Source organism: Kitasatospora sp. NPDC058492, assembly GCF_042720685.1.
GTDB lineage: Bacteria > Actinomycetota > Actinomycetes > Streptomycetales > Streptomycetaceae > Kitasatospora.
Genome location: NZ_JBHXMU010000013.1, coordinates 84924 through 103452, shown reverse-complemented (window position 1 = coordinate 103452; position 18529 = coordinate 84924). Strand labels below are relative to the sequence as shown.

General features: G+C 74.2%; 15 protein-coding genes. 13 read left to right on the top strand and 2 right to left on the bottom strand.

Annotation, left to right across the window (positions count from 1 at the left end):
- Positions 1-329: 329 nt before the first annotated feature.
- Entirely contained in the window at positions 330-1229 is a 900-nt protein-coding gene (locus ACFWPI_RS11805) for an HAD family hydrolase (protein ID WP_380373040.1), read from the bottom strand.
- Positions 1230-1956: 727 nt separating this feature from the next.
- Between ACFWPI_RS11805 and ssd the strand changes: the two genes are divergently transcribed.
- From ssd to ACFWPI_RS11770, 7 genes are all read left to right on the top strand, one after another.
- Entirely contained in the window at positions 1957-3081 is a 1125-nt protein-coding gene (ssd, locus tag ACFWPI_RS11800; RefSeq protein WP_063348677.1) for a septum site-determining protein Ssd, read from the top strand.
- Positions 3081-4430 carry a TadA family conjugal transfer-associated ATPase gene (locus ACFWPI_RS11795; RefSeq protein ID WP_380373037.1) on the top strand — a complete coding sequence of 450 codons (1350 nt, stop codon included), beginning with the start codon at positions 3081-3083 and terminating at the stop codon, positions 4428-4430. Before ssd ends, ACFWPI_RS11795 begins: the two co-directional genes overlap by 1 nt.
- A 183-nt stretch (positions 4431-4613) precedes the next feature.
- Complete coding sequence (locus tag ACFWPI_RS11790) at positions 4614-5624, top strand: type II secretion system F family protein (protein ID WP_380373035.1); 1011 nt, start codon at positions 4614-4616, stop codon at positions 5622-5624.
- Between the two features lie 164 nt (positions 5625-5788).
- Positions 5789-6388, top strand: a complete 600-nt coding sequence (locus tag ACFWPI_RS11785) for a type II secretion system F family protein (RefSeq protein WP_380373033.1) — start codon at positions 5789-5791, stop codon at positions 6386-6388.
- A gap of 133 nt (positions 6389-6521) precedes the next feature.
- On the top strand, positions 6522-6794 hold the full coding sequence (locus ACFWPI_RS11780) for a DUF4244 domain-containing protein (protein ID WP_063348693.1): 273 nt from the start codon (positions 6522-6524) through the stop codon (positions 6792-6794).
- A 292-nt stretch (positions 6795-7086) separates the two neighbouring features.
- Positions 7087-7446 (top strand): TadE family type IV pilus minor pilin, encoded by a 360-nt coding sequence (locus ACFWPI_RS11775; protein WP_380335660.1) that lies wholly within the window; start codon positions 7087-7089, stop codon positions 7444-7446.
- A complete protein-coding gene (locus ACFWPI_RS11770) occupies positions 7434-7934 on the top strand; it encodes an Rv3654c family TadE-like protein (RefSeq protein WP_380373029.1) in 501 nt (166 codons plus the stop codon). Before ACFWPI_RS11775 ends, ACFWPI_RS11770 begins: the two co-directional genes overlap by 13 nt.
- On the opposite strand, the gene ACFWPI_RS11765 is transcribed toward ACFWPI_RS11770, so the two are convergent.
- Positions 7929-10460: a DEAD/DEAH box helicase gene (locus tag ACFWPI_RS11765; protein ID WP_380373026.1), complete on the bottom strand. Its 2532-nt coding sequence runs from the start codon at positions 10458-10460 to the stop codon at positions 7929-7931. The two genes, ACFWPI_RS11770 and ACFWPI_RS11765, sit on opposite strands and share 6 nt — an antisense overlap.
- Positions 10461-10681: 221 nt before the next feature.
- Here ACFWPI_RS11765 and bldG point away from each other — a divergent pair, with 221 nt between their 5' ends.
- From bldG to topA, 6 genes are all read left to right on the top strand, one after another.
- The gene (bldG, locus tag ACFWPI_RS11760) at positions 10682-11023 is read left to right on the top strand and encodes an anti-sigma factor antagonist BldG (RefSeq protein ID WP_049659132.1); all 342 of its coding nucleotides are present in this window, start codon (positions 10682-10684) and stop codon (positions 11021-11023) included.
- Positions 11024-11188: 165 nt separating this feature from the next.
- Complete coding sequence (locus ACFWPI_RS11755) at positions 11189-11608, top strand: ATP-binding protein (RefSeq protein WP_063348694.1); 420 nt, start codon at positions 11189-11191, stop codon at positions 11606-11608.
- 496 nt (positions 11609-12104) lie between these two features.
- The gene (locus ACFWPI_RS11750) at positions 12105-12830 is read left to right on the top strand and encodes a hypothetical protein (RefSeq protein WP_380373022.1); all 726 of its coding nucleotides are present in this window, start codon (positions 12105-12107) and stop codon (positions 12828-12830) included.
- Between the two features lie 150 nt (positions 12831-12980).
- Complete coding sequence (locus ACFWPI_RS11745) at positions 12981-14513, top strand: methyltransferase (protein WP_063348696.1); 1533 nt, start codon at positions 12981-12983, stop codon at positions 14511-14513.
- Between the two features lie 249 nt (positions 14514-14762).
- A complete protein-coding gene (locus ACFWPI_RS11740) occupies positions 14763-15221 on the top strand; it encodes a DUF3592 domain-containing protein (protein WP_063348697.1) in 459 nt (152 codons plus the stop codon).
- Between the two features lie 390 nt (positions 15222-15611).
- On the top strand, positions 15612-18494 hold the full coding sequence (topA, locus tag ACFWPI_RS11735; RefSeq protein ID WP_380373017.1) for a type I DNA topoisomerase: 2883 nt from the start codon (positions 15612-15614) through the stop codon (positions 18492-18494).
- The last annotated feature ends 35 nt before the right edge of the window (positions 18495-18529 follow it).

Here is an 18529-nt window from a genome sequence, read left to right as displayed (position 1 = left end):
GCAGATACCGGGTGACCATGCATGCACCGGAAGTGCTGATCAGACGGGGATCCTGCCCGTTCGTCTGGTCCAGCGGCCCGACAGCGGGTCGGCTGCATGTGGGTGCTCGGTCATCTGTACACGCGGTCCGTGGGGCCTTAACTGCGTTGTCGGTTTGACCTCTTCGGGTCCTGACCGGGTCTCGCGGGCCGTGCTTCATTTGTATCGCGTTTCGGGCGAAAGGGGAACCCGAAAAGTGAACTCTGCGCTGATTGTCTGATTTGCCTGCGTTGCGAGGCCTGCGGTGGGTGGCCCGCGTTTGCCTGTGTTGCGGGCCCGCGGCGGGCGGCTCAGGCCTCCGGACGGCGCCGGTGGGCCAGGTACCAGATGACCCCGGCGGTCACGGCCGCCGTCCCGATCGCCACGGCCGTCAGCACCGAGCCGCTCGGCGCGGAGAACTCCGGGAGCCGCCGCCGCAGTTCCACCGGCCGGTCGAAGACCAGCACCGGCCACTCCCGGGCCTGGGCCTCCTTCCGCAGCGCGCGGTCGGGATTGACCGCCGACGGGTGGCCGACGGCCTCCAGCAGCGGCAGGTCGGTGGAGGAGTCGCTGTAGGCGTAGGAAGCGGCCAGGTCGTAGCCCTCGGACTCGGCCAACTCCCGGATGGCGGCGGCCTTGTTCTCGGCGTAGGCGTAGTACTCGATCTCGCCGGTGTAGCAGCCGTCCTCGACCTTGAGCCGGGTGGCGATCACGTGGTCCGCGCCGAGCAGCGCGCCGATCGGCTCGACCACCTCGGAGCCCGAACTGCTGACGATCACCACGTCCCGACCGGCCGCGTGGTGCTGCTCGATCAGTGAGGCGGCCTCGTCGTAGATGATCGGGTCGATCAGGTTGTGCAGCGTCTCCGCGACGATCTCGCGGACCTGCTGGACGTTCCAGCCCCGGGTGAGCGAGGAGAGGTACTCGCGCATCTTCTCCATCTGGTCGTGGTCCGCGCCACCGACCAGGAAGACGAACTGGGCGTACGCGCTGCGCAGTACGGCCCGACGGTTGATCAGACCGCCCTGGTAGAACGGGCGGCTGAAGGCCAGCGCGCTCGACTTGGCGATGATGGTCTTGTCCAGGTCGAAGAAGGCCGCCGTGCGCGGCCCGCCCGGCCTGGGGCGAACGGCTGAGCGGGTCTGCGCGGGCCCGGTGGCCTCGCCCGGGGACTCGTCGGCGTGGTCGTCGGCGTTCTCGGTGGTGTCCACGGGAACCGAGGATAGAGGGAGCCGCAAAACAGGCCGCCATTCGGTGTACTCGTGGGCGTGCGGGTTTGTGTTTCTGGCCGCTCGGGTACACCATGGAAGTCACGGATCGTTCGCGACCGTGCTAACCCGGTCCGGCTCCTCCCCCCCGAGTCGGGCTGTGGATAGACGACCCCCGCTCTCCCCCCCGGCGGGGGTCGTCGCACGTCCGGGGCCATTTTCAGGGCCTGAAGGCCCTTCGCGGCGAGCGCCGCGGCCGCCCCGCCGACGGTGTACAGGGGGTGTCGACACCCTGGTCCACTGACCACCTTTCGTCACTCTGTGTCGCCATTTGCTCATGGCTGCCCATGGCTCTTCGGCTGGTTCCGATCGGTGGGCCGGGCTGCTGCGGCGGGGTGTCCGAGCGGCCTCCGGGAGGGTCTGCCGGGTGGCCGGCGGGGGGCGCGACGGGCTTCCGGTTCGTCTCCGTGATCCCCGATCGTCAATTCTTTGACGATTAATCCCCCGCCCGGGTGAACGTTTTCCTCCACAGCCCACGAGTTATCCACAGGGATTCGCATCGTGGATGACGGAATCCCGATCTCCCCCCACCGTGATGGTCGGCGGCGGTCGCCGGGCGGATCTCACCTCCCTCTCTCCCACGAGGTCTGCCGGGCGGCCGTTCGCCGGAACCGTCCGACGTGCGCCCCGGACCGCCCCTGGCGGCCGTCGGCGCAGAGGGGAGCCCGCCATGTCGACGCCGATCGCCGACCACGCCACCACCGAAGGGCCCGGGGCCACCGGTCCGCTCGTCGTCACCGAGGACGAGGGCCTGGCCGAGCACCTGCTGCGGCTCTGCGCGGCCGCCGGCACCGAACCGAGGCTGATCCGGGGCGCACCACCGCCGCGCGAGCTCTGGGAGGGCGCCTCACTGGTGCTCATCGGGGACGACCAGGCCGCCCGGTGCGCCGGGCTCGGCCGGCGCGGCGGGGTGCTGCTGCTCGGGCTGGACCTCGACGACGCCGGGGTGTGGGTCAGAGCCGTCCAACTCGGCGCCGAGCACGTGCTGTTCCTCCCCGACGCCGAAGCCTGGCTGCTCGACCGGATCGCCGACGCGGCCGAGGGCGCCGGCTCCCCGGCGCTCACCGTCGCCGTGCTCGGCGGCCGGGGCGGGGCCGGGGCCTCGACCCTGGCCTGCGCCCTCGCGGTCACGGCCGCGCGGGCGGGGCGGCGGACGATGCTCATCGACGGAGATCCGCTGGGCGGCGGCCTCGACATCCTGCTCGGCGGCGAGGCGGCCCGCGGGCTGCGCTGGCCCGATCTGGCCGGTTCGCGCGGGCGGGTCAGCGGGGTCGAACTGGCCAGGGCGCTACCGGTGCTCAAACGGATCTCCGCGCTCTCCTGCCTGTCCTGGGACCGCGGCGACACCCTGACCGTGCCGCCGGAGGCCATGCGCAGCGTGCTGGCCGCCTCCCGGCGGCGCGGCGGGCTGGTCGTCGTCGACGTGCCGCGCCATCTCGACGCGGCCGCCGGGCAGGCGCTGGAGCAATCCGACCTGGCGCTGCTGGTGGTGCCGGCCGAACTGCGCGCGGTGGCCGCCGCCGACCGGGTCGCGGCGGCCGCCCGGATGCGGCTCGGGGACGTCCGGGCGGTGGTGCGGTCACCGCGCACCTTCGGACTCCCGGCCCACCGCATCGCCCGCGGGCTGCGGCTGGAGCTCGCGGGGGAGTTGGAGCCGGAGCCCGGCCTGGCGGAGGACGTCGAGAAGGGCGTCCCGCCCGGCATCCGGGACGGCGGCCCGCTCGCGCGCTTCTGCGAGACCTTCCTGGACGAGGTGTTGCCGCCGGTGCCGGCGGTCGGAGGAGGTGTGTACTGATGGTCCGTCTGCGCAGAACAGGCCCCACCGTGCGGGCGGGGGGCGGTCCGAAGAGCCGGGGCGACGGTGCGCGGGAGCACCGGCCGCTCAGGATCGTGCCGCCGCCCGGCGGGCCACCCGAGGCGCCGCGCCACCCCTGCCCGTACGGGCGCACCGCCCGGGAGGAGCGGACGGCGGAGCTGGTGGACGCGGTCCGGTTGCGGCTGGCCGAGTCGGGTGCCGCCCCGACGGCGGGGTCGGTCGCGGCCGTGCTGCGGGCCACCCGGCCGCCGCTCGGCGGGGACGAAGTCCTGGACACCGTGCGCTCGCTGCGCGCCGAACTGGTGGGTGCGGGCCCGCTGGAGCGGCTGCTGGCGGCGCCCGACGTCACGGACGTCCTGGTGAACGGTCCGGACGAGGTGTGGGTCGACCGTGGCGGCGGCCTGCACCGGGCCACCGGAATCCGGTTCGCCGACGCCGAGGCGGTACGGCGGCTGGCCCACCGGCTGGCCACCGCGGCCGGACGGCGGCTGGACGACGCGCGGCCCTGGGTGGACGCCCGGCTGCCGGACGGCACCCGCCTGCACGCCGTGCTGCCGCCGATCGCGGCCGGCTGCACGCACATCTCGCTGCGGGTCTGCCGGCCCCAGCCGTTCACGCTCGACGAACTGGTGGCGGGCGGGGCGCTGCCGCCGGAGGGCGCCGGCCTGCTGGCCGGCATCCTGCGGGCCAGGCTGTCGCTGCTGGTGTCCGGCGGGACGGGCACGGGCAAGACCACGCTGCTCGCGGCCTTGCTCGGCCTGGTCGGGCCGGAGGAGCGGATCGTCATCGCGGAGGACTCCGCCGAACTGCGGCCGGCCCATCCGCACGTCGTCCGGTTGCAGAGCAGACCGCCCAACCAGGAGGGGCTGGGTGAGCTCACGCTGCGGGACCTCGTCCGGCAGGCACTGCGGATGCGTCCGGACCGGCTGGTGATCGGAGAGGTCCGCGGGGCCGAGGTATCGGACCTGCTGGCCGCGCTGAACACCGGGCACGAAGGCGGCTGCGGCACGGTGCACGCCAACACGGCGGCGGACGTGCCGGTCCGGCTGGAGGCGCTGGGCTCGCTCGCCGGGCTCGACCGGCCCGCGCTGCACAGCCAACTCCGGGCCGCGCTCGACTTGGTGGTGCACCTGGTCAGGGAGCCGGGCTCGGGGCGCCGACGGGTGGCGGAGATCCACACGTTGGCCGCCGGCCGTGACGGCCTGGCCGTCACCACCCCGGCGGTGGAGTTCCCGGTGGCGGGCGGTCTGGTCCCCGGGGCGGGTTGGGAGCGACTGGTCGGGCTGCTGGCGGTGCGCGGGGTGTCGCTCGCTGCGGGGCCGACGTGACGGCGGCGGTGGCCGGGTTGGCAGGTGCAGCCGGGTTGGTGGGTGCGGCCGGGTTGGCGAGTGCGGCCGTGCGGGCGGCGGAACTCGCGTTCGTCCTGCTGCTGGGCGGGTGCGTGGCGGGCGCCCTGACGCTGCTCGGGGCGTGGAACAGGAAAGACCGACGACCGGGAGGGTCCTGACGTGATGAGTGATCAGAGTTCTTTCTGCTGGGCATTGGTGCTGTGCCTGCTGGCCGTCGCCGCATGGCGTGCGGTGCAGGAACAGCTGCCGGGCGGGCGGCGGTACAGGCTGGTGCTGGCGGGCAGCGGGCCCCCGCCCGTTCCGGTGCCGGGCCCGCCGCCGGTGACCGCGGGGCGCGCCCGGCCGCGGACGTCCGACTGGCCGGCGCCCGAACTGTTGCTCCTGCCGGTGGGGTTGGCGGCCGGGCAGGCGACCTCCTCGCCGCTGCCGGTGCTCGCCGCCGGGCTGGCCGTACTGCCGCTGCGGCGGTGGCGGCTGCGACGGCGCGTGACGGTGGAGGCCGGGCGGCGAGCGGCCGCCGTGGTGGAGCTCTGCACAGGGCTGGCAGGGGAGTTGCGTGGCGGGGCGACGCCGGAGCAGGCGTTGCACCTGGTCACGGCCCGCCTCGCGGCCGACCCGGACGGGCTGCGCCGACTCGGCGAGGAACCGGTGGCGCGGCTCGCGGCGGGCCGGTACGGCGGGGACGTGCCCGCCGCGCTGCACCTGCTCGCCGAACTGCCGGGTGGGAGCGGGGCGTCGGCGATCGCGGCCTGCTGGCGGGTCGCCTCCGACGGCGGGTCGGGGCTGGCCGTCGCGCTGGACCGGGTGGCGGAGGCGCTGCGCGGCGAGCGGGCGCTGGCGGAGGAGATTGCCGGGGAACTGGCGGGGCCGCGGACCACGATCGCCGTCCTGGCCGCCCTGCCGGCCGCCGGGCTGCTGCTGGGGGCGGCGCTCGGGGCCGGGCCGGTGGGCATCCTGCTGCACACGCCGGCCGGGCTGGGGTGCCTCGCGGCGGGGGCGGCACTGGAGGGCCTGGGCGTGTTCTGGACGGCCTGCATCGTCCGGGCGGCGACTCAGGGCGCTCAGGGCGCCCTGGAGGCTCCCCGGCGGGCTGCCGGGGAGCGGGGCGCTGGTGGCGGCGGGAGCTGCGGGCTCTCACGGGTACGGGCGCGGGCGGAGGTGGTGTCGGGGTGATCCGGGGAGTCGGGTGGGTGATCGCCGGGGGTCCGGTGGTGGTGGCCGGTGTGGTGCTGGTGCGCGGGTGGGCGCGACAACGGCGGTTGTTCGGGCGGGTGTTGGTGCGAGTGCCGCCGGCATCTGGTGGTGGCGGCGGTCGTGGTGGCGGGCGTTGGCGGCCTGTGGCTCTGGCTGTGGGCGCCGGGGCCGGCGCGACGGTGTTGCTCGGCGGCGCCGTCGGGGTGGTCGTCGGGGCGCTGCTGGCGGCGGGCGTGCACCGGTGGTCGGCCCGGGTGCGGTCCCCGACGGAGCGGCGGGCGGTCCTGGAGGAGGAGCTGCTGACCAGACAACTCCCTCTGAGTGCCGAGCTGTTGGCGGCCTGCCTCGGTTCGGCGGCCTCACCCTCGGCAGCGGTGTCGGCGGTCGGCCGGAGCGTGGGGGCACCGATGGGGCCCCGGCTGATCGCGATCGGTGCCGAACTGGCCCTGGGTGCGCCGCCGGAACTGTGCTGGAGCCGTTTGGGCGAGCAGCACCCGTCGCTGGCCCCGCTGGCCCGCTGCCTGGTCCGGACGAGCCTCGGCGGGGCTCCGGCGGCCGGGCCCTTGATCGGGCTCGCGCAGGGGCGGCGGACGGCGGCGGCCCGGGCGGCCCAAGCCCGGGTCCGCCGGGCGGGGGTGCTCGCCACCGCTCCGCTCGGGCTCTGCTTCCTCCCGGCCTTCGTCCTGATCGGCGTGGTGCCGGTCGTCATCGGCCTCACCACCCGCTTCGCCCAGGGCGGGTGAACGCGGGGCCGCGCCAAGCGGATCGGCGGCGGAGCCGTGGGCAGCGGCGTCGGCGGCAGCCGCGTAGGAGGCATCGGGGACATCGGTATGGCGGGGCATCGGTATTTCGGAATTTCGGAGACAGGAGAGATTCATGACCGCAGTGATCGCAACGAGGCCCGGCAGCGGGCGCGCGCTCCGTCAGGCGCCCGGGGTGTGGCGGCGCAGGAGCCGCTGGGCGGCCCGCCGGATGCGCGGGATGGCCCGGAGCCGGGGCCGGTCGGACGCCGGGATGACCACGGCGGAATACGCCGTCGGCACCTTGGCCGCGTGTGCCCTCGCGGCCGGGCTGTACAAGGTGGTGACCAGCGCGACCATCATGGGGGCGCTGACCGATTCACTGGAACGGGCGCTTCATGCGACCTAGCGACCGTCCGCGAACTCCCGCCTGCGCGGCGGCGTTGGGGGACGCGTCTCGTCGCGTTGCCGTCGGCCGGCAGGCGTCCCCCGGCCTTCGGCCGGGAGGTGCCCCCTCCGGGTCGGGCCCCTCCGCTGCCGTTCGGTGCGCGCACCCCGACGCCGCCGCGCACCGCCTCCGGGTGGATGGCGGGAGGCCGAAGGCTCGCCCTGGCCTGGGGGCGGCATGTGGTGGCGGGCGGGCGTGGTCGCTGCGGCCGGGCCGTCGTGGAGATGCGGGCTTCGTCACGGCGGAGACCGCGGTGGCCCTGCCGGCGCTCGTCCTGCTCGCGGCGATGCTGATCTGGGGCGTACTGGCGGCGGCCGCGCAGATCCGCTGTGTGGACGCGGCCCGGGTCGGGGCCAGGGCGGCCGCACGCGGGGAGGCGGACGCCGCCGAACTCGCCCGTGCGGCCGCGCCGCCGGGGGCTCAGGTGCGGGTGGCGATGGCGGCGGAGGTGGTTCGGGTGGAGGTGGACGCGCCGTGCGGGGCGCCGGGCAGGCTCGGCGGGCTGCTCGCGGTACGGCTGGGCGCGACCGCGGTGGCGGCGCGGGAGGACACCCTCGTGGGGGTCACGGGAGGTGCGGGAATCGCGGGAGGTGGTGGTTCATGGCCGGCCTGACCGGGGTGCGGGCAGGGGTGCGGCGGTGGGCGAGGACTCGTACCGCCCGGGCGGCCGCCGTCGGCGGGCGCGGGCCGGATGCCGGTTCGGCGACGGTCTGGCTGCTCGCCCTGGCGATGCTCGGCACGGCGGTCTTCGCCGGGACGATCGCGGTCGGAGCGGTGGTCGCCGCGCGGCACCGGGCCGAGTCGGCCGCCGACCTGGCGGCGCTCGCGGCCGCGGACCGGCTGCTGCTGGACCCGGACGGCGGGTGCGGGCGGGCCGAGGGGATCGCCGCCGCGCAGGGCGCCGGTCTGGTGTCCTGCACGGTGGACCGGACGGGGGACGCCGTCGAGGTGGTGGCCGAGGTGACGGTCGGTGGGCTGCCGGCGCGTCTGCCGGTCGGCCCGGCGCGGGCGAGGGCGCGGGCCGGGCCGGTGCGGGCCGCGGTCACCGCCGCCGAGGACGGCCTCGGCGGGCCGACCGGCGGCTCGGCGGCGGGCTCATGAGCCGGTCGGCGGCCCACCGTCCGCGCTCGGCTCGGGCTTCGCCCCGGAGTCCTTCTCGGGGTCCGTCTCGTGGTCCGTTTCGGAGCTCGCTGAGGGGTTCGCTGAGGGGTCCGCTGAAGGGCCTGTTGAGGAGTCTGCTGAGGGAGTCGCCGCTCCAGGGTCCACTGAGGGGTCCGCCGTCCTGGAGCCTGCCGTCCGGGCGCCTGCCGTCGTGGGGGCGCCGGCCAGCAGGACATCCAGCAGTTGGACGGCTGCGGCCTTGTCCAGCGGCTCGTTCCCGTTGCCGCACTTGGGTGACTGGACGCAGGACGGGCAGCCGCGCTCGCACTCGCAGGAGGCGATCGCCTCGCGCGTGGCCGTCAGCCACTCGACGGCCCGCTGGAAGCCGCGTTCGGCGAAGCCGGCCCCGCCCGGGTGGCCGTCGTAGACGAACACGGTGGGCAGTTCGGTGTCGGGGTGCAGCGGGACGGAGACCCCGCCGATGTCCCAGCGGTCGCAGGTGGCGAACAGCGGCAGCAGGCCGATCGAGGCGTGCTCGGCGGCGTGGGCGGCGCCGGGCAGCTGGTCGAGCGGAAGGTCCGCGTCCAGCAGCTGGCCCTCGGTGACGGACCACCAGACCGCGCGGGTGCGCAGCGTGCGGGGCGGCAGGTCGAGCTTGCTCTCGCCCATGATCTCCCCGGTGGAGATCCGCTTCCGGAGGTAGCCGACCACCTGGTTGACCACCTCCACCGAACCGAAGCTGAGCCGGCCCTCGCCCCAGGGAACGGTGGTGTCGGTGTCGAGCACGGAGATGGAGGTGATGTCGCGGGCGGCCGTGGTGTACGGCGGGTCGGCCGGCTCGACCAGGGCGACCGAGTTCTCCAGGTCGAGTTCCCGGACCAGGAAGGTGCGGCCCTGGTGCAGGTGGACGGCCCCGGTGTGGACGGTGGTGTGGGCGGCCGCGGCGTCCACCGTGCCGAGCAGGCGGCCGGTGTCGGCCTCGACGATCTGCACCGGGCTGCCGCCGCTGCCGCGCAGGTCGACGGCGTCGGCCGCGCGTTCGCGGCGGGTCCAGTACCAGGAGCCGTCGCTGCGCCGGCGCAGCAGGCCGCGCCGTTCCAGGACGGGCAGCAGCGGTGCGGTGGAAGGGCCGAACAGCTCCAGGTCGGCGTCGGTGAGCGGGAGTTCGGCGGCTGCCGCGCACAGGTGCGGCGCGAGGACGTGGGGGTTGTCCGGGTCGAGCACGGTGGCTTCGACGGGCGCCGCGAACAGCGCCTCCGGGTGGTGCACCAGGTAGGTGTCCAGCGGGTCGTCCCGGGCGATCAGGACGGCCAGCGCGCCCTGGGCCTCGCGGCCCGCCCGCCCGGCCTGCTGCCAGAGCGAGGCCCGGGTGCCGGGGTAGCCGGCCATCAGGACGGCGTCGAGGCCGGAGACGTCGACGCCGAGTTCGAGAGCGGAGGTGGAGGCGAGTCCGAGCAGCCGGCCGCTGTGCAGCGCGCGTTCCAGGGCCCGGCGTTCGTCGGCGAGGTAGCCGCCGCGGTAGGCGGCCACCCGGTCGGCGAGCGGTCGGCCGAGCTGGTCCTGGGTCTGGAGGGCGACGAGTTCGGCGGCCCGGCGGGAGCGGACGAAGACGACGGTGCGGGTCTGGCGCTCGACCAGGTCGGTCAGCAGGTGCGCGGCCTCGGCGGTGGCCGTGCGGCGGACGGGCGCGCCGTGTTCGCCGACGTTCTCGGTCAGCGGCGGCTCCCAGAGGCCGAAGACCATCGGTCCGCGCGGCGAGGCGTCCTCGGTGACCGCCCGGGCGGGCAGGCCGGTCAGGCGCTCGGCGGTGGCGGCCGGGTCGGCGGTGGTGGCGGAGGCGAGCAGGAAGGTGGGTGACGAACCGTATCGGGCGCAGATGCGGCGCAGCCGTCGGAGCACCTGGGCGACGTGCGAGCCGAACACGCCCCGGTAGCTGTGGCACTCGTCGACGACCACGTAGCGCAGCACCTTGAGGAAGGAGGCCCAGCGGGCGTGGGCGGGCAGGATGCCGCGGTGCAGCATGTCCGGGTTGGTGAGCACGTACGAGGCGTACTGGCGGACCCACTCGCGTTCCTCGGGCGGGGTGTCGCCGTCGTAGAGGGCGGGTCGGACCCGGGGCGGGGCGAGTTCGGCGGCCCGGCGGCGCTGGTCGGCGGCGAGCGCCTTGGTCGGGGCGAGGTAGAGCGCGGTGGCGCCGCGGCCGTTGCGGGCCTCGGTGCCGTCCAGCAGGTCGCTGAGGACCGGGGCCAGGTAGCCGAGCGACTTGCCCGAGGCGGTGCCTGTGGCGATCACCACAGTCTGACCGCTTTTGGCCAGATTCATCGCTTCTGCCTGGTGCGCCCAGGGCTGCTCCACGCCGACGGCGAGGGCGGCGGCCACGATCTCGGGCCGGATCGACTCGGGCCACGGCGCATAACGCGCAGGTCGGGCGGGAAGGTGCTCCGTATGGGTGAGCCGGTCGGACCGCCCCCGGCTGGTGGACAGGGTCGTGAGCAGTGCCTCGGGCAGGCTGTGTCGGGGCGGCATGAGGACCCAGTGTGTCACCGGCGTGACGGAGAATCGTCGTAAGCCATCGTGCGGGCATGGTCGCAGGTGGTTGAATGTGGCCGTGACGGCCGGATGGCCGTGGGTCGCAGCGCCGAGGCTTGCCACGTGTGGCTGGGCGCGCCCGGGCTCGCGACCATGCGGTGGCGGCCGGCCGGCCGAGGATCGCACATGACGTAGCAAGGCAAGGTGCTGGAGGTTCCGTGGACCTGTCCCTGTCGACCCGTTCAGTCGGCGATCGTACGGTCGTCGAGGTTGGCGGCGAGATCGATGTGTACACCGCCCCGAAGCTGCGGGAGCAGCTGGTCGAGCTCGTCAACGACGGCAAGTACCACCTCGTCGTCGACATGGAAGGCGTTGACTTCCTCGACTCGACCGGTCTCGGTGTGCTGGTGGGCGGTCTGAAGCGGGTGCGTGCCCACGAGGGCTCGCTGCGCCTGGTCTGCAACCAGGAGCGCATCCTGAAGATTTTCCGCATCACCGGCCTGACCAAGGTCTTCCCGATCCACACCTCGGTGGACGACGCGGTCAACGCGACCGACTGACGCGGCCGGGCCGGCCCGTGCCCGTGGAGGCCGGCCCGTTCGTTCCAAGCGTCCGGGGTGCCGGGGCCTGCGGGCCCCGGTGCTTCCCGGCCGCCCCGGGGCCGGTTCCGCCGGCCCGCAGGGGCCGCATCGTCGGCCCTGGTCGGAGCACCCCGAAGGGGAGAGATGGCAACCGTCGAACTTCGATTCAGTGCGCTTCCGGAGCACGTGCGAACGGCCCGGCTGGTCGCCGCGGCCGTCGCGAGACGGGCCGGGGTCGACGAGTCGGTGCTCGACGAGGTACGGCTCGCGGTCGGTGAGGCCTGCTCCCGTGCGGTCGGCCTGCACCAGCGCGGCGGCATCGGTGGCACGGTCCGGGTCGCGTTGACCGACCAGGAGAAGCGTTTCCTCATCGAGGTCGAGGACGAGGCCGGCCCCGCCGCCGTCCCGGCCCCCGGTGCCGCCGAGGGGGCGGACCCGGACGAGGACACCCTCGGCCTCGCCGTGATCACCGGCCTGGTCGAGGACCTGGAGGTCACCAACGGCACGGACGGCGGCCTGATCCGGATGAGCTGGCCGGTCTCGGTCGAGTCCGTGGTGGTCTGAGGGCCCGGCCTTCGGCGTGCCTCGCGTGCCCGGGGTGGTCCGGGCGTCGGCCCGGTCCTCTGGGATGCGTTGAAACGTTGTTGAATCTGGCGGTTCGCTGCTTCCGGCACGACCGGGTCCGATCGGTGATCGGACCCGTCGCGACAAGGAAGCCCCTGCGGATTCGCATTCTGCGGCCGGTCGACAGGCCAGGCAGGCCGGACAGGCCGCCGCCACGCTGAAGGCCGCACCCACCACCGAGGCGCTCCGGGCCGAGCTGCCGACCAGCTCCTCGGTGAGCACCGGGAGCGAAGAGGTCCGCTTCGGCACGCCGGTCGGCGTGCCGCGCGCCGTCCGGCCCGGCGATCCGATCCGCCCGATCCGCGTCGAGCGCGCCCGAGCGGGGCCGGGCACCCGGTGGGGGCAACCCGGGGCCCGGGAACCGGTCGCCAGGCGGCGGACATCGGCCGTGTAGGTTCGACGACCGAAGACGACCGAAACCGAAAGGCTCCTCCCGGTGAACAAGCGACTGCTGGCCGTACCCGTCCTCGGCGCGCTGCTCGCGTTCGGCGCCGTCGGCTGCGGCGGCGACGACAACGGCAAGCAGCTGGAGTCCTGGGCGTCGAACGTCTGCGGCTCGGCCAAGGACCCGATCGTCCAGGCGCAGGCCGCGCTCGCCGACACCGCCCAGGTGAAGACCGGCGAGACCCCGACCGAGCTGCAGAAGCGGCTCTCGACGGACATCGGGCGGCTGGCCAAGACCAACCAGGACATCGCGGCGGCCATCACCGCAGCCGGGGTGCCCAAGGTGAAGGACGGCGCGAACCTGCAGAAGGACGCCGTCGCCGAGTTGACCAAGGCGGCCGACGGCTATCAGGACATCCAGAAGAAGCTGGACGCCGTGACCAACACCGACCAGTCGAAGTTCGCGGACGGCCTGCGCAGCATCTCGGACCAGATCCAGCAGTTGGCCTCGCTGTCCACGCAGGCGCAGGGCAAGCTGCAGCGCGGCGACCTCGGCGCGGCCATGGCCAAGCAGGACGGCTGCAAGCCCGCCGCCGCGGCCCCGGGCGGCGCGTCCGCCACCCCGAGCGCCGGGGCGCCCGGTGGGACGCCCGCGCCCGGCGCGACGGATGGCGCGAGCCCGTCGACCACCCCCTCCGCGGGCACCGACACCACCCCGGCGAGCCCGCCCGCCGCCCCGCCGACCACCCCGACCACCCCCGTGCCCAGCGCGAGCTGAGCCCGGGGCCGTCGGGCCGGCCGCCCCGGCGCCGGTCCGGCGCCGGTCCGGAGGGTGCCCGACCCTGCCCCCGAAGGCGGCCCCGAAGACGGCCCCCGACCCGCCCCGGACCCGGCGGCCGCCCGGTCCGGGGCGGGGGACAATGGCGGGGTGATCAGTAGCCCCGTTCTCGACCAGACCCGCCTCGCTAAGTTGCGTGAGGCGCTGCTCGCCGCCTCGTTCACCGCCGATGGCTGCCTCGACCTGCTCGGGCCCACCGGCTATGCGGCGTTGGCCCGTAGCGAGGCCGTGCCGGCGCTGCGGGCGACCAGGGGCGGCAGCCCGCTGGAGACGCTGGTCCGGCTGTTCCTGCTCCAGCAGCCGGTGCCGTACCGGGTGGCCGCGGCCGCGCTGCCGGTCGAGGACTGCCTGGCCGACGGCTGGCTGCGCTCCGACGGTGAGCTGGTGCGGGCGACGGTGGACGTCCGGCCGTATGCCAACGAGGTGGCCGGGATGGACAGTTCGGACGCCTGGGTGGTGTCCGACCTGGGCTGCGCGGTGGGTGGCGCGGGCGGTATCGGATCCGGCGAGACCGCGCACGGGGTGGCCCGCAAGGACCTGGTGCTCGGGGTCGGCGGCGCGTCGACGACGCTGGCCAACATCACCGTGCGCCGTCCGGTCCGGTCCGCGCTGGACCTCGGTTCGGGTTCCGGTGTGCAGGCGCTGCACGCGGCCCGGCACGCCGGGCAGGTGACCACCACCGACCTGAACCCCCGCGCGCTGCGCTTCTCCGAGCTGACCCTGGCGCTGTCCGGTTTCGAGCGGCGGGAGGCACTCACCGGCAGCCTCTTCGAGCCGGTCGGGGAGCGCCGGTTCGACCTGATCGTCTCCAACCCGCCGTTCGTGATCTCGCCGACCGGCCGGTTCACCTACCGCGACGGCGGCATGGCCGGCGACGACCTGTGCCGCAGCCTGGTCCGCTCGGCCGCCGACCACCTGGAGCCGGGCGGCTACTGCCAGTTGCTCGCCAACTGGCAGCACGTCAAGGGCGAGGACTGGCACGAGCGGCTGGCCGGCTGGGTGGCGGGCACCGGGCTGGACGCCTGGATCGTCCAGCGGGAGGTCCAGGACGTCGCCCAGTACGCCGAGTTGTGGCTGCGGGACGGCGGCGATCACCGCGGTCCGGGCGGCGACTACCAGGCCCGGTACGGCGAGTGGCTGGACGCCTTCGAGGCGGGCCGGGTCGAGGGTATCGGCATGGGCTGGATCACCCTGCGGGCGAGCGGCGCGGAGCGCCCGACCGTCCGGGTGGAGGAGTGGCCGCACCCGGTGGAGCAGCCGCTGGGCCCGCACATCGAGGAGTGGTTCGACCGGCAGGACTTCCTGCGTTCGCACGACGACGCGGGCCTGCTCGCGACCCGTTACGTGCTGGCCGACGAGGTGGTCCAGGAGCAGGTCGGCGAGCCGGGCGCGGAGGACCCGGAGCACGTGATCCTGCGTCACAACCGGGGCATGCGGCGGGCCACCAAGGTGGACACGGTGGGTGCCGGTTTCGTCGGGGTCTGTGACGGTTCGCTGTCGGCGGGCGAGATCGTGGACGCCATCGCGCAGTTGCTCGGCGAGGACCGGGTGGTGCTGCGGGACCGGGTGCCCGAGTCGCTGCGGCTGCTGACCGAGCAGGGGTTCATCCGCCCGGCAGGCTGACCCGGTTCACCTGGCGCGGCGCGCCTGACCCGCGGCGCACCCGGCGCACCCGGCGCGGCGTCCTCGGGGTGATGCACCCGGGCGCGGCGCCCTCGGTGCGGCGCCCCTGGCGGGGGCGGTCGGCGCCGGTTCACCTTCCCGTACTCCCCGGTTCGTCCGGCGGTCTCCGGTCGGCCGCCGCGCGTTGGCCCCCTGCTGTGAGGCTCTGTCCACAGGCTGTGGACAGAGCTGGGGAGCCGGGGGCCAGGGGTGGACACGACGACGGCGACGGTGGGCGGGCTGGTGCTCGCCCTCTTCGGTGGCGTGCTGCTGCTCTGGTGCGCCGCCGAGGTGCGCCTGCGCCACCGGATGCGCCGCTCGGGGGCGTCGGCGGTGGCCACGGTCGTGGCCGAGGACGAGGCGCACGGCCAGCTCGACAGCGCCCCGCTGCTCTCCTTCTCCGTCCTGCCCCCGGCCGAAGGGGCCGGAGCTGGCCGGATCGCCGAGCTGGTGCTCACCCGTCCGCGCGGACACACCCCGCTGCGCCGTCCGGACCGCTTCACTCCGGGCGCCCCGGTGCGGATCTGCTACGACCCGCGCCGCCCGAGCCGGGTGGTGCTGGCGGCCGGGGAGGTCCGCCGGGCAGCCGTCGCCGACCTGCTGTGGAGCGTGCTCGGCATGGGTTGTCTGGCGGCGGGTGCCGGGCTGCTCGTGGCGGTCAACGGCTGAATCCGGGGCGGTCGGCCGACCCCGGTCGGGCTCGCCGGGAACCGGTGGCCGGCGCCCTGCGGAGGCCTCGCTGCGGCCCTCCGTGGGGCCGTCGATATTCCGTTGACAGATTTTGAAATCCGTCATTCCATCCTCCGGAACCCGCCGAAGCCCCCCTCCACGGGGCGCGAACCTCCGTCATCGGGTTACCGTTCGAGTGGCGTCGGTGAGCCCGGCAAAGTGAAAACGCGGGATCCTTCCGTTTGACAAGAGTGGCCGGGGTACGGTCACACTCCGCTGGTGGGGTCGTCGTACAGCGGCAGCCCCGGGGCGGTGGAGGGGTCGGGCGGAGCGCAGCCCGTGCTGCCGGCGCCGACCAGCCCACATAAGGACCGGGAGAGAAGAGCGAAGGTGTCCCCGAGCAGCGAGACCGCGCACGGACAGCGACTCGTCATTGTCGAGTCGCCGGCCAAGGCGAAGACGATCAAGGGCTACCTGGGCCCCGGCTACATCGTCGAGGCGAGCGTCGGGCACATCCGCGACCTCCCCAGTACCGCGGCGGAGGTCCCGGACAAGTACACCGGCGAGGTGCGCCGCCTCGGGGTGGACGTCGACCACGACTTCGCCCCCATCTACGTGGTCAACGCGGACAAGAAGTCCCAGGTCAGCAAGTTGAAGTCGCTGCTCGCGGAGTCCGACGAGCTCTTCCTCGCCACCGATGAGGACCGCGAGGGCGAGGCCATCGCGTGGCACCTCCAGCAGGTGCTCAAGCCCAAGGTGCCGGTGCACCGGATGGTCTTCCACGAGATCACCAAGACGGCGATCCAGGAGGCGGTGGCCAACCCGCGCGAGCTCAACCAGCGCCTGGTCGACGCCCAGGAGACCCGCCGCATCCTCGACCGCCTCTACGGCTTCGAGGTCTCGCCGGTGCTGTGGAAGAAGGTCATGCCGAAGCTCTCGGCGGGCCGGGTGCAGTCCGTCGCGACCCGGCTGGTGGTCGAGCGCGAGCGCGAGCGGATCGCCTTCCGCACCGCCTCGTACTGGGACCTGGTCGGCACCTTCGGTACCGGCCGCACCCCGGCCGACGCGGCCAACCCGGAGACCCTCGGCGCCCGCCTGTCCTCGGTGGACGGCAAGCGGATCGCCACCGGCCGCGACTTCGGCTCGGACGGCCGACTGAAGGCCGGCAGCGCCAACACGCTGCACCTGGACGAGCAGGCCGCCCGGCAGCTGGCCGCCGCCCTGGAGCAGACCGCGTTCAGCGTCCGCAGCGTCGAGTCCAAGCCCTACCGCCGCTCGCCGTACGCGCCGTTCCGCACCACCACGCTCCAGCAGGAGGCCAGCCGCAAGCTGGGCTTCGGCGCCAAGCGGACCATGCAGGTGGCCCAGAAGCTGTACGAGAACGGCTTCATCACCTATATGCGCACCGACTCCACCACGCTGTCGGAGACCGCGATCTCCGCCGCCCGCGCGCAGGTCACCCAGCTGTACGGGGCCGACTACCTGCCGGACGCCCCGCGCACCTACGCCAGCAAGGTCAAGAACGCACAGGAGGCGCACGAGGCCGTCCGCCCCTCCGGCGACCGCTTCCGCACCCCCGCCGAGACCGGCCTGACCGGTGACGACTTCCGGCTCTACGAGCTGATCTGGATGCGCACCGTCGCCTCCCAGATGAAGGACGCGGTCGGCCAGTCGGTGACCGTCAAGGTCGGCGGCGCGTCCGCGGACGGCCGTGACGTCGAGTTCTCCGCCTCCGGCAAGATCATCACCTTCCACGGCTTCCTCAAGGCCTACGTCGAGGGCGCGGACGACCCGAACGCCGAGCTGGACGACCGCGAGCGCCGGCTGCCGCAGGTCGTCGAGGGCGACCCGCTGGCCGCCGAGCAGCTCACCCCCGAGGGCCACGCCACCAAGCCGCCGGCCCGCTACACCGAGGCCTCGCTGGTCAAGGAGCTGGAGGACCGGGAGATCGGTCGCCCCTCCACCTACGCGTCGATCATCGACACGATCATCCAGCGCCGGTACGTGTTCAAGAAGGGGACGGCGCTCGTCCCGTCCTTCCTCTCCTTCGCCGTGGTCAACCTCCTGGAGAAGCACTTCGGCCGGCTGGTCGACTACGACTTCACCGCCAAGATGGAGGACGACCTCGACCGGATCGCGGCCGGCGAGGCCAAGTCCGTGCCGTGGCTGAAGCGCTTCTACTTCGGCGAGGGCGACGGCCACGCGACCGGCGGCGCCGCCGAGGCCGGCAACGGCGACGGCGACCACCTGGGCGGCCTGAAGGAACTGGTCACCGACCTCGGCGCGATCGACGCCAGGGAGATCAGCTCGTTCCGGATCAGCGACGACATCACCCTGCGGGTCGGCCGCTACGGCCCGTACGTCGAGCGCGCCTCCGACGTCGAGGGCGAGCCCGGCCAGCGCGCCGACATCCCCGACGAGCTGCCGCCGGACGAGCTCACCGTCGAGCTGGCCGAGGAACTGCTGGCCAAGCCCAGCGGCGACTTCGAGCTCGGCCCGGACCCGGTCAGCGGCAACATGCTGGTCGCCAAGGACGGCCGCTACGGCCCCTACGTGACCGAGATCCTGCCCGAGGGCACGCCCAAGACCGGCAAGAACGCGGTCAAGCCGCGCACCGCCTCGCTGCTGAAGACGATGTCGCTGGACGCCGTCACCCTGGAGGACGCGCTGCGGCTGCTCTCGCTGCCGCGCGTGGTCGGCGCCGACGCCGAGGGCGTGGAGATCACCGCGCAGAACGGCCGCTACGGCCCGTACCTCAAGCGCGGCACCGACTCCCGCTCGCTCACCGACGAGGAGCAGATGTTCACGGTCACCCTGGAGGAGGCCCTGGCCATCTACGCCCAGCCCAAGCAGCGCGGCCGGGCCGCCGCCGCCCCGCCGCTCAAGGAGCTGGGCACCGACCCGGTCAGCGAGCGTCCCGTCGTGGTCAAGGACGGCCGCTTCGGACCGTACGTGACCGACGGCGAGACCAACGCCACGCTCCGCAAGGACGACGAGGTCGAGACCATCACGCCGGAGCGCGGCTACGAGCTGCTCGCCGAGAAGCGGGCGCGCGGGCCGGTGAAGAAGACGGCGAAGAAGGCCCCGGCCAAGAAGGCGACCGCCAAGAAGGCGACGGCGACCAAGACCACGGCCACCAAGACCGCGGCCGCGAAGAAGACCGCCGCCAAGAAGACCGCGACGAAGACGACGGCGACGAAGGCGACCGCGGCGAAGAAGACGGCGGCCAAGAAGACCGCCGTCGGGAAGGCCGCGGCCACCGACGAGGGCTGATCTCCTCCGGATCCTCCGGCAGGGGCTCCGTCGGT

Excerpts from the sequence above, each read along its gene's own strand:
- ACFWPI_RS11755 (WP_063348694.1), top strand. The coding sequence starts at position 11,189 with ATGGCAACCGTCGAACTTCGATTCAGTGCGCTTCCGGAGCACGTGCGA.
- ACFWPI_RS11765 (WP_380373026.1), bottom strand. The coding sequence starts at position 10,460 with ATGCCGCCCCGACACAGCCTGCCCGAGGCACTGCTCACGACCCTGTCC.
- ssd (WP_063348677.1), top strand. The coding sequence starts at position 1,957 with ATGTCGACGCCGATCGCCGACCACGCCACCACCGAAGGGCCCGGGGCC.
- ACFWPI_RS11770 (WP_380373029.1), top strand. The coding sequence starts at position 7,434 with ATGGCCGGCCTGACCGGGGTGCGGGCAGGGGTGCGGCGGTGGGCGAGG.
- ACFWPI_RS11790 (WP_380373035.1), top strand. The coding sequence starts at position 4,614 with ATGAGTGATCAGAGTTCTTTCTGCTGGGCATTGGTGCTGTGCCTGCTG.
- ACFWPI_RS11795 (WP_380373037.1), top strand. The coding sequence starts at position 3,081 with ATGGTCCGTCTGCGCAGAACAGGCCCCACCGTGCGGGCGGGGGGCGGT.
- ACFWPI_RS11780 (WP_063348693.1), top strand. The coding sequence starts at position 6,522 with ATGACCGCAGTGATCGCAACGAGGCCCGGCAGCGGGCGCGCGCTCCGT.